The sequence below is a fragment of the Natronomonas amylolytica genome (genome assembly GCF_037031205.1).
Taxonomy (GTDB): domain Archaea; phylum Halobacteriota; class Halobacteria; order Halobacteriales; family Haloarculaceae; genus Natronomonas; species Natronomonas amylolytica.
The window spans coordinates 329,439-342,710 of record NZ_JAYEZM010000005.1; the positions used below are offsets into that span (position 1 = coordinate 329,439).

Genomic DNA, 13,272 nt, shown 5'->3' on the forward strand with positions numbered 1-13,272 from the left:
CCGGTGACCCGGATTCGCGAGCCCCGTTTACACGAGGTCCGTTACTTGGCCTTCGCGCCGATCCGCCATGGCGGACGGGTTTCGGGCCGCTTCGGTTCTCCTTCGAGGCGTTCACCTTGTTCCCCTTTTACGGGGGCTTTGGTTTTGCCTCTAACCCCCTCCAACCCGGTTTGTGACCGGACCGGAGCGGATCGTCCGGCGAGCCCTCGCGGCGCCCGTCGGGACATTGTTATTAGTTACCAAAGGACATAAAGTTTTCTACGGCTCGTCGACAGCGACGACTCAGCGAACCGAAACTGACCGCAACCGGCCGGAACCTTCGGGCTCAGTACCGCGTCAGGTCCCGTTCCAGAACGAAGTCGGGGTCATCGGAGAAGTCGATGCGGGCGTAGGCGGCATCGGAGACGTGTCGGGGGGTCTCGGGGACGAGCATTCGCGCCTTCTCGGCGCCCTGCTCGGCGGCGTCGCGGGCGATTGCGTCGCCGAGCGCCCTGAGCGTCCCGTGGTCGTCCCACGCACCGACGCCGTACTCACACCACGTCTCGGCCTCGCCGTCGTCGTTCTCGCGCTCGAAGGTCCGGGTCCGGTAGGTCATCCCGCGGGCGCGTTCGTCGTCCGCAACCGCGAAGGCTCGCTCGGCCGCCGCGAGGCGCTCCTTGGTGACCTCCGCGAGCGCCCACGATTCGTCTAGGTCCAGTCCGAGTCCGCGGAGTTCGTGGTAGGTGTCGCTGCCGTGGAAGACGCTCCACGCGACGGTCGGGTCGTCGACGACGTCGAGTTCGGGGTCGGCGCCAGCACGCGGCTCCGGCTCCACCCAGCGGAACTCCGCGAGGGGTTCGAAGCCCATCGCCCGCGACTGGCCGAGGCCGGCGTCGTTCCACGAGAAGACCATGTTCCGGCAGACCGTCGCGCCGCTGTCGGCGGCCCACTCGTAGACGGCTTCGGTGAGTTTCGGGCTGATGCTCCGGCCACGGTACTCGGGGTCGACGCGCATGCCCTGTGCCCACGCCTCGTGGTCCGATAGCAGGGCGCCCTGACAGATGCCGACCGGCCGGTCGTCGACGGTTGCGACGAAGGTTCGCTGGTCCGGGCCGTCCGTTTCGACCCACTCGTCGAAGACTCGCGGGATGTAATCGCCGCCGAGTTCCGGCCACGTATCGCGGGTGAAGGCGACGACGGCCTCGCGGTCCTCCGCGCGGGCCTGCCGCGTCTCGACCGGCGCGCCGGAAGCGGTCTCGGCGTCGCTCATCTCACGTCCACGGAACGGAGCGTTCCTGCAGTTCGCCGGCGACCGACCGCCGCATCGTCTCCTCGACGGACTCGACGTTCGCCAGCGCCCACATCAGTTTGACGTAGGCCGTCTCCGGGAGAGTGTCGCCGGCCTCGACGACGCCGGCGTCCAGCAGGTCACGGCCGGTGTCGTAGACGCGGTCACAGACGCGGCCCTCCAGACACTGGCTGGTCATGACGACCGTCGTGCCGTCCTCGATGAGTTCCTCGATGCGCGGAATCCACTCGGTGTTGACGTGGCCGAGGCCCGTGCCCTCGATGACCAGTCCCGAGGCGTCCTCGGCGACGTCGAGGAACTCGACGGGCGCGCCCGGGACGAACTTGATGTGCTGGACATCGCGGTCCAGCCCTTCGGCGAGATGCAGGTCATCGGCGCCGCGGGCGGCGGGTTCGCGGTTGAACGACACCTCGCCGGTCTTCCATTCGACCTCGCCGAGCGGTTCGGCGCCGACCGTCTCGAAGGCGTCCCGGCGGGAGGTGTGGTTCTTCCGGACGCGCGTGCCGCGATGCAGCGCACAGTCGTCGTCGGACTCGTCAGCGTGCATACAGACGACCGTCTCGGAGTGGTCGGCCTTGGCGGCCTCGACGGCACAGACGGCGTTCATCACGTTATCGGAGGACGGTCGGTCCGCCGAGCGCTGACTGCCCGTGAAGACGACCGGCGCCGGCGTATCGAGCATGAAGGACAGCGCCGAGGCGGTGTGCTGCATCGTGTCGGTGCCGTGCATCACGACGACGCCGTCGGCGCCCCCCTCGATTTCCTCGTGGACGGCCTCGGCGAGGTCGACCCACACGTCGGGAGACATGTTCTCCGAGAGGATGTTCGCGACGACGCGACCCCGGTAGTTCGCTCGGCCAGCCAACTCGGGAACGGCCCGGAGGACGTCCTCTGCGTCGAACTGCGCCGTCACGGCGCCCGTCCGGTAATCGACCGTCGAGGCGATGGTCCCGCCGGTCGAGATGAGCGAGATGGTCGGCAACTCGTCCTCGAAGGTGATTTCGGAGGTGCCGCCGGTGTCCTGAGCCTCCTCGATGTCGTAGCTATCCCGTTCCAGTACCTCGACGTCGGCCTCGTCGCGGTCGATACCGACGTTGTAGCCGCCCTCCAGTTTGACGACCAGGTTCTCGGCCGTCGTTGAGGGCATCAACACGCCCTCGTAGGTGGCGGTGCCGCGGTCGACACGGACGCGGTCCCCTGCGTTCATACAGTCGGCTACCACACCAGTACCCTTCAAACCCACTTTTCCCCGTGGGCGTCGTTCAGTTGCGGTCGCTAACGCGCCGGTGCCGAAGGGCGATGACTGACGCGTCTCGCCCCCCCGGACCGTGCTTAAGCTTCGATGGAGAAATCCTCGACCGAACGGCCCTTCCGGGTGACCTGTTCGCTGATGAGGAGTTTCTCCTGACGTTCCAGTTTCGACCACGACAGTGATTCCGGCGGTGACTCCTCGAAGGTCCGGAACTGCTCGAAGACGGCGTCGTTGACCAGTCGTTCGAAGGAGTCACAGACGGGACAGTGCTTCGAGAGGTGCGAGGTGTCGAACGGCCGCGAGACGGTGTGTTCGGTGCAGTTGAGGCACCGATACGTGCGGTTCACACCACGACTACGTGCCTGAGCCGGGTATATCTGTCCGCCGCGACGTGGGAAAGACCGATGCCCGTGGCGGCCCATCATCCGATATGAGCCGTGACCGGACTCGGACGAGGGACCGCTCCGGGAGCGACGTCGAGAGCGACATCGGCCTTGACGAGGACTTGGACGCCGAATCCTCGGCCGAAACCCAGCCGTCCGGTATCCGTGGCCGTGTCGGCTCGCGCGCGAACTCCCTCTTTTCGCCGCGGCTGTTCGTCGCCGCCCTGTTGCTTTCGGCCTTCGGGGTCTTCCTCGGCAGCGCGTTCCTCCCTATCCCCGGAAGCGGCCTGCTCGGGGTGTTCCTCGCCACGTTCGGGTTCGGCCTCATCGTCTCCGAGCGCCGCTACGCCGAAGCGATTCTCGCAGGCGCTATCGCGATGGCCGGCAGCGCCGTCCTCGATGTGGCCGTCGTCGCCTTTTTAGGCGGCTTCGGCCTACCGCTGGCGGCGCTCGGCGGTCTCCTCGGCGGTGCCGTCGGTGCTGTCGGCAACTACTTCGGCCGTGACCTGCGGGACGGCCTGACGCGAGACGTCGCGTAGGTCTAGACTAACCGCCACGCGTCGCCGTCCTGCTCGACGACGCCGTGGGCGGCCAGCCCCTCCAGCGCATCGGCGACCACGTCCGGCGGTGCCTCGACCTGCCGGCTCAACTCCTCGGGCGTCGCCGGGCCGGTCGCGAGTCCGCGCAACAGGTCGGCATAGAAACGGCCGTCAAGTCCCTCGAAGTGGGCGCTAATCTGGTCGAGCGTTTCGGTAAGCCGACCCTGTACCCACCGCTGAGCCATCGACAGTTCGTTTTCGAGCTGTTCCAGACATTCGAGGTCGGCGGCCAACTCCGAGAGGTCCTTGTCGGCGGCGTCGATATCCGTCAGGTCCTCGCGGTCGGTGTCCAGCGAGACGTGCCGCCACGAGGTGATATCGAGGCTGGAGGAGGCCGAATACGCGCTTTTCGTCCCGAAATCGTAGGGGGAGACGTTGACCTCCAGACGGAGGTTGCGCGCGATGGAGAAGTACTTGCGGCGGCCGTCGTCGACGGTCGATTCGACGAGGCCTGCCTCCTCGAGCTTCCGAAGGTGGTCGATGACGGCCTTGGGGCTCACACCGAGGTACTCGCTGATTTCGGTCACGTAGCAGGGCTTGCGAGCGAGCAGTCGCAGGATGCGCCTGCGGTTCTCGTTGCCCAACAAATCCAAGAGGGCCGCCGAATCCATTAGGTGACTCTTGGGGACGCGTACGAAAAAGCGTGACGCGAATCGGCCGAGCGATTACTCCGCGTTGTCGGCGTCCGCGTCGGCATCACTCCCGCCGTCGTTCGGTCGCTCCGCGTCGTCGGAGTTCTGAGGATTGCCGTCCTCGACGGACGCGTTACCGCTCCGGTTGCTGGCGTCCTCGGGGGCGGCCGCCTGACCACCGGGTCCGTTGGCTTCGCCAGCGGTTCGGTTACCCGGCCCCACCTCGGGCGCGTTTCCCATGCCACCGCCACGGTCGCCGCTGACGTTCACGTCCGGCGACTCGTTCGGCGGGCCGATTACGTCGGGACGGTCGACGGGCGGTCCGGCGATACCCCGGGCGAGGTCGGCGACGTCGCCGCCGGAGAGGTTTCGCGCGTTCGTCCGGAGTTCGTGCAGGCGTCCGGTGTCGACGCCGACGCGCTCGGCGACCGGTTCGGTCTCGTTGACGGACTCCTCTAGCTGGTTGGCCCCGACGGCGACGCCGACGGCGAGCGCCCGGTCACGCACGGTGCCGCTGCCCTCGATGTTCGCCCGCCGGTTTTCGAGGCGCTGTTGGCGCTCTTCGAGCCGCCGGGTCCGGTTCTCGACGAGCCGTCGGCGCTCCTCGGGGTCCTCGGTCCGCCGCAGCGACGCCTCGAACATTCCATCGTCGACCTCGCCCTCGGCCTCGGCGGTGCTGGCCTGCATGAACGAGGACACCTCCGCGCCGACCGAGACGTTCGCGCCGGCGGCGTTCGCCTCAGTTCCGTTGTCTTGGGTATCAGCGACGGCGCCCCCCATCGTGGCGACCGCGAGGACGGCAAGGGCCACGAGGAGGCCCGCCGCGACGGCATCAGTTCTCATTACCTGCCTCTGAGACGCACACATCGTAAAAACCCGCCCTCCGTTTGGTCCGTTCACCAGCCCCGTGAAACTACTCTATACCGTCCAATAGCGTTTATAATCGGATTAAACACCGTAACTGTCGACGGGTAAGGCCAGTCGATGCGTCCCCGCGAGAGTTCGCTGTTTGCCCGACGGCATAAGGGCTTCCGCACAACGCTTATGTGTGGTAACGAATGACACAACACTAGCGGCAATGTTCGAACCGTTCTCAAGCGGCTACTACCTCGGGCGGCTCTACGTCGAGCCCTACGAGGGCGACCGCGCGGTCATGCATCGTGCGGAACACGAGCAGGTTAACCGACAGCTCTACGACGGGCAAAGCGAGAGCCCGCTCGTCATGAAGATCGGGTCTGCACACGTCCCCGTCCACGGGGCCGAGGACGTCCCCGGTCGAACCGTCGGCCTCCCCGAATCGGCGCTGGAAGCGACCGGCGTGGACAACCCGCCCACGCTCCGGGAGGTCCTGCTGGCGAAAGCCGACCGCGCCACCCAACTGCTCGGCATCGACCCGGCGGACGGCGACGGTCCCGCGGGCTTTTAGGCGCCCCGTCCCGTCGGTCCGGCGATGCTCGACGACCTCCTCGGTCGGACGAAACTGAAAGACGAAATCGCGGAACTCGAAGACGAGGTCGAGAGCCTTCAGGCCCAACTGGAGGCCGAAAGCGAGCGCCGCGCGACGGCCGTCAGCGCCAGACAGGAGGCCGAAGAGCGCGTCAACCGCCTCGAAGACCGCATCGCCGACCTCGAAGGCCGCGTCGAGGCCGACACCGACGAGGCCGCCATCGGCTTCCGCCATCAGGCGTCGGTTCGGGGCATTCGGCTCGATACGGTCCTCTCGCGGCTGGAGTCCTTTCGGGGCGACCCCGAGAGCGTCCTGACGGCCTACGTCGACGGCGATATCCCGGATTCGGTCCGGGAACTGCTCGGCGACCACGCGCCGCTGGTCTCCCGGGCCGAACCCTGTCTCGTCTGTGCGGACGACGCCGGCCTGCTGGCGGTCGCCCTTCGGCCGCCCATCGCCCCCGACCCCTTCGTCACGTGGGAGGCGGCGCCGCGTATCGACCGCTCGTGGTTCCAACCGAGCGGCCGCTACGCACTCGCGTTGGTCCGCTCGGACGTCTTCGCCGTCGGCGTCTACGAGGGCGACGACCGCGTCGACTACGAGGGTTTCAGTAGCAACGTAAAAAGCGACCACTCGAAGGGTGGCTTCTCCCAGTCCCGGTTCGAGCGCATCCGCGACGACCAGATCGCCGAACACGTCGAGAAGTGTCAGGACGCGCTGGCCGACGTGGACGCCGACCGCACCTTCGTCGTCGGGGACCGACGACTCATCGAGGAGTTCGAGACCGACGCGACGGCGGCCGTCGACGCCACCGGCAAGCCCGAACCCGCCCTCGAAGACGCCTTCGAGGACTTCTGGTCGGTGGCCGTCTACGGGCTTTAATCGGTGATTATACCGGGCTCTCCGTCCCGCCGGTAGTCGGTCACTGTTCGACCCGTTACGGAACGTCCCGCTCACCGCCCGGACTGAATGTGTTTATACCCCCGGACCGCTTCGGTCCGCGTATGCGCATCGCGATTCTCGCTCACGAGCAGTTCCCGGACCGGGCGAAGACGGCCGTCGGTGTCCTCCGATACGGTCAACAGGACGTCGTCGCCGTCCTCGACCGAGACAACGCCGGTACGACCGTCGGCGACCACATCCCCGATATCGACTCCGAGGCCCCCGTCGTCGAGGGCGTCCACGACGCGCCCGACTTCGATGCGCTGGTCATCGGCATCGCGCCCATCGGCGGCGGCTTCGACGAGTCGTGGCGCCCCGACGTCACCGGGGCCATCGAACGCGGTGCGGACGTGGTTGCTGGCCTGCACTACTTCCTCGAAGACGACGACGAGTTCGCCCGCCTCGCCGACGAAAACGGCGTCGAGTTGCGCGACGTCCGCAAGCCGCCCGAGGATTTGACCGTCGCCGACGGCGTCGCCCGCGACCTCGATGCCGAAATCGTCCTGACTGTCGGCACCGACTGTTCGACCGGCAAGATGACGGCGACGCTGGAACTCGTCGAGGCCGCCCGCGAGGCCGGCCTCGATGCCGGCTTCGTCCCGACCGGCCAGACCGGCATCATGATCGCCGACTGGGGCATCCCCATTGACCGCACCATCAGCGACTTCACCAACGGCGCCGTCGAGCGGATGCTCGTGGAGAAGGCCGACGAACACGATTACCTCTTCGTCGAGGGGCAGGGCTCGATAACCCATCCCGCCTACTCGGCGGTCACCTGCGGCATCCTCCACGGGGCGATGCCCGACCACATCGTCCTCTGTCACGAGGCCGGTCGCGAGGCGATTCACGGCTACGAGGACTTCGCGATTCCCGACCCCGGCGAGGTGGTCGACCTCTATCTCGACCTCGCGGAGAACGTCGCGCCGACCGAACTCCTCGGCGGCACGCTGAACACGTCACACCTGACCGAGACCGAGGCCGGCGAGGCCCTGGCCGACTACGAGGAGTCCATCGGCGCGCCCGCCATCGACCCGGTCCGAAACGACGCCGCGACGCTCATCGACCAGCTAGAATGAACGCGGGTTTCGAGACCGTCGAACTGACGCTGGACGTGCCGTTTACCATCTCCCGCGGGACGACGGCCACGACCGAGAACGTCGTCGTCGCAATCGACCACGACGGCGAGACGGGCTACGGCGCGGCCGCGCCGTCCCGCCACTACGGCGAGACGACCGGCACCGTCGAGGCGCTGCTCCCCGAACTGTTCGAGGTCGTCGAGAACGCCGAGTCGCCGCACGCCCGCCGGGGAATCCACGACGAGATGTTGGCTGTGGCCCGTGACAACCCCGCCGCGCGCGCGGCGGTCGACATCGCGCTGTGGGACCTCGCCGGAAAGCTCCTCGACCAACCCGTCTATCGGCTGCTCGGTCTCGCCGACGACCCCGAAGCGTGCCCGCCGACGTCCTTTACCATCGGCCTCGACGAGACAGCGGCGATGAAACGCCGCGCCCGGGAGGCCGCTCGGGCCGGCTACCCGGTCCTGAAGGTCAAACTCGGGACCGACCGCGACCTGCGTATCATCGAGGCGATTCGCGCCGTCGAGCCCGATGTCGATATTCGGGTCGACGCCAACGAGGCGTGGACGCCGAAGGAGGCCGTCCGCAAGTGCCAAGAACTGGCCGACTACGGCGTGGAGTTCGTCGAACAGCCGGTCCCCGCGGAGAACCCCGAGGGCCTGCGGCACGTCTACGAGCGGTCGCCGCTGCCCATCGCGGCCGACGAGTCCTGCCTCACTGCCGCGGATATCCCCGCCATCGCCGACCGCTGTGACATCGCGAACCTGAAGCTCATGAAGACCGGCGGCACCACGCCCGCAGTCGAGTTGATTCACGCGGCGCGGGCACACGGGCTGGAGGTCATGTGTGGCTGTATGCTGGAGACGAACGCCGCCATCGCCGGCGGTGCCCACCTGCTTCCGCTGTTAGATTACGCCGACCTCGACGGGTCGCTCCTGCTGGAGGCCGACCCCTACGGCGGCGTTCCCATCTCGCAGGGCCGCTTTGACCTCGGCGTGGTCGACGCCGGAACCGGCGCGCTCCCGCGATAGGGAGGTTTCGGCGAGGCGGTGGCCTCCTGCCGTCGTTTTTAAGCACGCCTCGCCCGAACCGTCGGTAGTGATCGTCGTCGCGACGGAGAACTTCGAGGTCTATCACGGCGTGGTCGACGAGTTGCGGGACCGCGGCGTCCGATTCACGACTATCGAACCCGGCGACCCCCTTCCGGAGGCCGCCCGCGTCGCCATCGTCGGCCCTGAGGACGAACACCCGAATATCGATACGGTTCGGGCCGACCCGGAGAACCCACGTCGGGCCGTCGACGAGGCCCTTGCCATCCTCCGTGGCTCGGACGGCCGCACAGTCGTCGGCATCGACCCCGGTGATAGACCCGGTATCGCCGTCCTCTCGGGTGAGACGGTCGTCGCCGCGTTTCAGGTGCCGGCCGACGAGACTTCCGAGGTCGTCGCTCGGGAAATCGAGGACGCGGGCGACCCGTTGGTCCGCATCGGCGACGGCGCACGACTGGCGGGCGCCAAAATCATCGAGGCCATCGAGGACGCCCCTGTCGAAGTGGTCGACGAAACAGGGACGACGCCGTATCTCGGTACCGGTGCACGCGGGATGGGAGACGTGCTCGCGGCGGTCAACATCGCGCGGCTGGAGGGGGAGGTCGTACAGGAGCGGGACATCGAGCCGACGCCCGGCGAGATACAGCGCATCAAGGACCGCTCGCGCCGCGAAAGCGAGGCCGAACGCACCATCAGCGAACGGCTGGCCCGCAAGGTCGCGACCGGCGAGTTGAGCATGGAGGAGGCACTGGCGAAACACCGCGAGAGCGAGTAGCCGGTCGGCCGGGCGGCTGTTCGACCGGAAACGGGAGAACGGAAATGATGGCTCGGTCCGGGGTCGCCGTCGGCGGCTGTCCGTTACAGTTCGCCGAGTTTGCGGAGGAGTTGGCCCTCGTACTCCTCGTCGGCGCGGGTGCCCTTGAGTTCGAGGACGTTCCGCTCGAGTTTGTCGAGGGCGACGTGGAAGGCGGTCTCGGCGCCGTAGCCTTCGCCCGTTCCGGGGGCCTGTCCGCGGTTGGTCCGGAGGCGAATCTGACACTGGATGAGCGGCGTCCCGCGGAGCCGTTCCTTGTGCTCGTGGAAGCGGACGTGGGCGTGCTGGACCTGCATGTCCTGATACTTGTCGGTCACCTCGGTGATGGCGTCGGTGATGTCCTGTCGGGAGATGGTGTCCAGCAGGTTGATGTTGGTAATCTGGACGTCCATGCTCTCCTTTTCCGTGTAGGTCAGTGCCCGCAGCACGTCCGTCTTCGTGACGATGCCGGCGATGGTCTCGCCGTCGCCCTCCGGCGTCACCACGAGGCCGGCGTAGTCGTTTGCCAGCATCCGCTCGACGGCTTCGCGGACGGTCGCCTCCTGTGTAATCGTCGCGACGGGGCTGTTCATCAGGTCGTAGACCGGCAAATCGAGCATCCGGTCGGTGTCACCCGAACGGTCCCCGGAGTGTTGCCGTTCCATCGTCCGGACGGCGAAGTCGGCGATGTCGTGGGTCGTGACCATCCCGGTCAGTTTCCCGTTCTCGTTGACGACCGGTAGCCGCGAGATGCCGTGTTCGCGGAGGTAGTTGATGGCCTTCCCGAGGTTGTCGTCCTCGGTGAGGGTCACGACTTCCTGGGTGTATATCTGTCCGACCGTCAGGACCTCGAGGTTGTCGAGGACGGCCTCCAGAATCGCGTCCTCGGTGACGACACCCCACAGTTCGTCGCCCTCGAAGACGGGCGCGACCTTCGTGTTGCCCTCGACGAGCATGCGTGCGACGTCGCGGACGCCGTCCTCGCGGCCGATTCGCGGGATGTTGCGCCGGACCATCACGTTCGCCTTGGCGTCGTCCTCGATGTGCGACTGGAGGAGCTGGCGCTCGGTGATGATACCCTCGTAGTCGCCGTCGTCGGTTACGATAATACCCTTCGACCGCTCACGCTCGAAGACCGAGCGGACCTTGCCGAGACGGTCGTCGACGTCCACCTCGATATACTCGTCGGTGGCGATATCTGCAATATTCATCTCTCCCGTCGGACTTCGCCACGATGGCTCTTCAAAGTACTCCCCGCGATGTGACCCACCCCTGCGGTCTATTAGGCGCGGGACCGATATGGATTCTATGCGACCCGATATCACAGTATTCGGCCGGTTTACGTATCTGGTCACCGAACTCCTGTGGGGAACCGTCGCCGCCGCCCTGCTGCGACGGACCGACTCGACGCGAGAGGCACTCCGTGTCTGTCTGGTCCTCTATCCATTCGCGTACGCGTGGGACAGGTATACGCTCGAAGCCGGCGTTTTCGAGATTCCATTACGAACCGGCGTCGAGATAGCCGACGTGCCCCTCGAAGAACACCTCTTCATGTTCGTCGTCCCGTCGATGGTCGTCGGCACGTACGAACTGCTGGCCGACCTGTTCGACGCGTAGTCGGCCCATAGCACGGTCCATCCACGACCGGTGCAAACATGAGCCGGTCCCCACAACCCCTGCCGAGATGCGACGGACCGATACGGAGCCGGAAAAAAGGCGGGTATCGCCGGCCGGGACCTCTCCGGGACGGCGGCCCTCGTGACGGGGTCGACGAGTGGCGTGGGAAGCGATGGTCGAACTCTGGAAACGGCGCGCCGACCTGCTGGATATCGACGAACCGCTTGTCGACGCAGTTCGGTCCGACCGGTAATCGGGACGAACGACTACCATCTATCGAACGTAGCGAATCGAAAAGCGAGTGGGTTCGGGCAGAATATTTCAGGGACGAAAATCCGCCGCTCAGTTCACGTCGAAACATCGTCACCTCCGTCGCGGTCGAGGCGAAGTTTATCCAACTGCGGCCGTCGACGATTCTCCATCTCATCGCGGCGAGACGCCTTGTCGTAGTGGCGGCGAATCGTCCGAAGGGAGGCATTAACCCGCTTGGCAGTATCCTCGGGGTCGAACCCACGGTCCTGGTGGAACGTCACCGAGCCGGTTCGAACCGCGTGCGGCGACCTCGAGGATGGGCATTGGCTGGCCTTGCTCTGAATCGTCAATTCGCAATTGGTCCGCTCACGGTCATGCGGACAGGGGTCGGTGTGCCAACAGGGTTGCGTGGCCTGATAGACCCAACTCCGTAGGGCGTTCTTCGACGCCCGTCCGTATTCGGACCGAGTAGCGAACAGGGGAGCGCGACCGTTCTTGTCGTGGCGATCATGGCGATGCTCCTCGATGTAGGCGTCCAGCACGTCGGCCACTTCGGGAAGAATCCCAACGTCACGCTCACCACCGAGTTGGTTCTTGAGGGGCGTATCTGTCTTCGGTCGGTGGCGGAATTCGAGGACCCGGAAATCACTATCGTAGTCGTCCAGGTCGAGCGCCCGGATGCCGCCGATGCGAGCGCCGACGTGCCATGCTACTTCGAGAATCGCGTGCCACTTCGTTCCGTAGAGTCCGTTACTCCGGTCACGGAAATGCTTCAGCAGCTTCTTCGCGTCGTCGGTCGACAACTTGTCGTCGCGAGACTGTTCGGTGACCGAAGTACGGGGAACGTGAACCGATTCATGAAGCCCGTCGCGAACGATTCCGATGTCTTCGCAGAACTCGATGAACCGTTTTACCAGTCCCATCTGGTTTTCGAGACTGGTGGGAGCGATCTCTTGGGACCGGTCCGTTTCGTAGAGTTCGAAATCGTAGCCGGTGAGGTCCGACACCTGCTCGATACCTTCGTCCTCACACCACAGCACGAACTGACGAAGATCGAGGCGGTAGGCGTCGACGGTCGCCTCGGCACGATCACGGCGGAGCCGGGTGAGATACTTCTGGACCGCATCACGAACGCTCAGGTCCTCGGGAGGGTCGCGACGATTGTCGGTCATTCTTCGGCACCTCCCTCAGAATCGTCGAACGGGGTATGGTAGGCATAGTAGACAGCCACGAGAGGAAGCGCGAACGTCGCTAACACATGTGCGGTATCAACCGGATTGTAAGCTGTCCGAACATACTCGTCACCGTAGTATTTCGGAACGTCCAGAGCCTCAGCGGGGATAGTTGTAATACCGAACCACATTCCAACGACGAAGCCAGCAACGAGGGAACAGGCGATAATAGCCCGCTCGCGCGAAGAGAATTCGAGGTCGAGATGAAGTACCGTCACGCGAAGAACCCTCCAATAGTTCCGGTCACATCTTCCTCGCAATGTCGACACCAGAAGCGAGCCTCATCGCCCTTCGATTCATGAGGGTGGATATGATGAACCGTCGAATTCCCGCAGTCGGAACATTCGTGTTCGTGATACTGGAGACTCATCGAATCACCTCCCCTTCCTTCGAGACGACGGAAACACCGGGTTGGTGTAGCTGTTCGAGAGCGTAGGAACAGCGAGCACATGGACGCCGACGATGCTCCGATACCGAGCTATCGCAGAACGTACAGCGCGGACGGGCTGGAATGTCGTCGATCATTACGCCGGAACCTCCCAGTTTGGTTGCTCGAAGCAGTTATTATGGAAGTAGAAGGTCGTTCCGTCGGGGGCCTCCTTCGGGTTGGTGACGAGCGTGGCCTCAACGTGATCACCGTCTGGGGTAACGGTTCGGCGACAAACCGCGCAATAGGGTTCCGTCATCGGTGACCCTCCAGATGCGGGGGA

The 13,272-nt window shown here is 65.6% G+C and carries 15 protein-coding genes; 7 read left to right on the forward strand and 8 right to left on the reverse strand.

The genetic code is table 11. The features are described from left to right. Positions 1 to 325: 325 nt before the first annotated feature. The 3 genes from U5914_RS09585 to U5914_RS09595 all read right to left on the reverse strand — a co-directional run bounded on the left by U5914_RS09585 (position 326) and on the right by U5914_RS09595 (position 2,887). Complete coding sequence (locus U5914_RS09585; protein WP_336135534.1) at positions 326 to 1,249, reverse strand: GNAT family N-acetyltransferase; 924 nt, start codon at positions 1,247 to 1,249, stop codon at positions 326 to 328. Between the two features lies 1 nt (position 1,250). Next, complete coding sequence (gatD, locus tag U5914_RS09590; protein ID WP_336135535.1) at positions 1,251 to 2,495, reverse strand: Glu-tRNA(Gln) amidotransferase subunit GatD; 1,245 nt, start codon at positions 2,493 to 2,495, stop codon at positions 1,251 to 1,253. A 125-nt stretch (positions 2,496 to 2,620) separates the two neighbouring features. Next, complete coding sequence (locus U5914_RS09595) at positions 2,621 to 2,887, reverse strand: hypothetical protein (RefSeq protein WP_336135536.1); 267 nt, start codon at positions 2,885 to 2,887, stop codon at positions 2,621 to 2,623. Positions 2,888 to 2,970: 83 nt separating this feature from the next. Between U5914_RS09595 and U5914_RS09600 the strand changes: the two genes are divergently transcribed. Then, positions 2,971 to 3,462 (forward strand): hypothetical protein, encoded by a 492-nt coding sequence (locus U5914_RS09600; protein ID WP_336135537.1) that lies wholly within the window; start codon positions 2,971 to 2,973, stop codon positions 3,460 to 3,462. A gap of 2 nt (positions 3,463 to 3,464) precedes the next feature. Here the strand turns inward: U5914_RS09600 and U5914_RS09605 are convergent, their stop codons facing one another. After that, positions 3,465 to 4,133, reverse strand: coding sequence for an ArsR/SmtB family transcription factor (locus U5914_RS09605; RefSeq protein WP_336135538.1), 669 nt, complete (start codon positions 4,131 to 4,133; stop codon positions 3,465 to 3,467). Positions 4,134 to 4,187: 54 nt separating this feature from the next. Further along, positions 4,188 to 4,997 carry a hypothetical protein gene (locus tag U5914_RS09610; protein ID WP_336135539.1) on the reverse strand — a complete coding sequence of 270 codons (810 nt, stop codon included), beginning with the start codon at positions 4,995 to 4,997 and terminating at the stop codon, positions 4,188 to 4,190. Positions 4,998 to 5,232: 235 nt separating this feature from the next. On the opposite strand from U5914_RS09610, the gene U5914_RS09615 reads away from it, so the two are divergent. The 5 genes from U5914_RS09615 to U5914_RS09635 all read left to right on the forward strand — a co-directional run bounded on the left by U5914_RS09615 (position 5,233) and on the right by U5914_RS09635 (position 9,443). Further along, positions 5,233 to 5,580: a DUF5802 family protein gene (locus U5914_RS09615; RefSeq protein WP_336135540.1), complete on the forward strand. Its 348-nt coding sequence runs from the start codon at positions 5,233 to 5,235 to the stop codon at positions 5,578 to 5,580. Positions 5,581 to 5,604: 24 nt separating this feature from the next. After that, positions 5,605 to 6,483 (forward strand): Vms1/Ankzf1 family peptidyl-tRNA hydrolase, encoded by an 879-nt coding sequence (locus U5914_RS09620; protein WP_336135541.1) that lies wholly within the window; start codon positions 5,605 to 5,607, stop codon positions 6,481 to 6,483. 122 nt (positions 6,484 to 6,605) lie between these two features. After that, positions 6,606 to 7,619: an N-acetyltransferase DgcN family protein gene (locus tag U5914_RS09625; protein ID WP_336135542.1), complete on the forward strand. Its 1,014-nt coding sequence runs from the start codon at positions 6,606 to 6,608 to the stop codon at positions 7,617 to 7,619. Further along, positions 7,616 to 8,650 (forward strand): dipeptide epimerase, encoded by a 1,035-nt coding sequence (locus U5914_RS09630; RefSeq protein WP_336135543.1) that lies wholly within the window; start codon positions 7,616 to 7,618, stop codon positions 8,648 to 8,650. The genes U5914_RS09625 and U5914_RS09630 overlap by 4 nt, the downstream gene beginning before the upstream one ends. A 67-nt stretch (positions 8,651 to 8,717) precedes the next feature. Further along, a complete protein-coding gene (locus U5914_RS09635) occupies positions 8,718 to 9,443 on the forward strand; it encodes a hypothetical protein (protein WP_336135544.1) in 726 nt (241 codons plus the stop codon). Positions 9,444 to 9,526: 83 nt separating this feature from the next. On the opposite strand, the gene U5914_RS09640 is transcribed toward U5914_RS09635, so the two are convergent. Further along, entirely contained in the window at positions 9,527 to 10,672 is a 1,146-nt protein-coding gene (locus tag U5914_RS09640) for a CBS domain-containing protein (RefSeq protein ID WP_336135545.1), read from the reverse strand. Between the two features lie 97 nt (positions 10,673 to 10,769). On the opposite strand from U5914_RS09640, the gene U5914_RS09645 reads away from it, so the two are divergent. Continuing rightward, positions 10,770 to 11,078 (forward strand): lycopene cyclase domain-containing protein, encoded by a 309-nt coding sequence (locus U5914_RS09645; protein ID WP_336135546.1) that lies wholly within the window; start codon positions 10,770 to 10,772, stop codon positions 11,076 to 11,078. Between the two features lie 347 nt (positions 11,079 to 11,425). On the opposite strand, the gene U5914_RS09650 is transcribed toward U5914_RS09645, so the two are convergent. Further along, a complete protein-coding gene (locus U5914_RS09650) occupies positions 11,426 to 12,502 on the reverse strand; it encodes a tyrosine-type recombinase/integrase (protein WP_336135547.1) in 1,077 nt (358 codons plus the stop codon). Further along, entirely contained in the window at positions 12,499 to 12,780 is a 282-nt protein-coding gene (locus U5914_RS09655; protein ID WP_336135548.1) for a hypothetical protein, read from the reverse strand. The genes U5914_RS09650 and U5914_RS09655 overlap by 4 nt, the downstream gene beginning before the upstream one ends. Positions 12,781 to 13,272 lie beyond the last annotated feature (492 nt).

Excerpts from the sequence above, each read along its gene's own strand:
- U5914_RS09585 (WP_336135534.1), bottom strand. The coding sequence starts at position 1,249 with ATGAGCGACGCCGAGACCGCTTCCGGCGCGCCGGTCGAGACGCGGCAG.
- gatD (WP_336135535.1), bottom strand. The coding sequence starts at position 2,495 with ATGAACGCAGGGGACCGCGTCCGTGTCGACCGCGGCACCGCCACCTAC.
- U5914_RS09600 (WP_336135537.1), top strand. The coding sequence starts at position 2,971 with ATGAGCCGTGACCGGACTCGGACGAGGGACCGCTCCGGGAGCGACGTC.
- U5914_RS09605 (WP_336135538.1), bottom strand. The coding sequence starts at position 4,133 with ATGGATTCGGCGGCCCTCTTGGATTTGTTGGGCAACGAGAACCGCAGG.
- U5914_RS09610 (WP_336135539.1), bottom strand. The coding sequence starts at position 4,997 with ATGAGAACTGATGCCGTCGCGGCGGGCCTCCTCGTGGCCCTTGCCGTC.
- U5914_RS09615 (WP_336135540.1), top strand. The coding sequence starts at position 5,233 with ATGTTCGAACCGTTCTCAAGCGGCTACTACCTCGGGCGGCTCTACGTC.
- U5914_RS09620 (WP_336135541.1), top strand. The coding sequence starts at position 5,605 with ATGCTCGACGACCTCCTCGGTCGGACGAAACTGAAAGACGAAATCGCG.
- U5914_RS09625 (WP_336135542.1), top strand. The coding sequence starts at position 6,606 with ATGCGCATCGCGATTCTCGCTCACGAGCAGTTCCCGGACCGGGCGAAG.
- U5914_RS09630 (WP_336135543.1), top strand. The coding sequence starts at position 7,616 with ATGAACGCGGGTTTCGAGACCGTCGAACTGACGCTGGACGTGCCGTTT.
- U5914_RS09640 (WP_336135545.1), bottom strand. The coding sequence starts at position 10,672 with ATGAATATTGCAGATATCGCCACCGACGAGTATATCGAGGTGGACGTC.
- U5914_RS09645 (WP_336135546.1), top strand. The coding sequence starts at position 10,770 with ATGCGACCCGATATCACAGTATTCGGCCGGTTTACGTATCTGGTCACC.
- U5914_RS09650 (WP_336135547.1), bottom strand. The coding sequence starts at position 12,502 with ATGACCGACAATCGTCGCGACCCTCCCGAGGACCTGAGCGTTCGTGAT.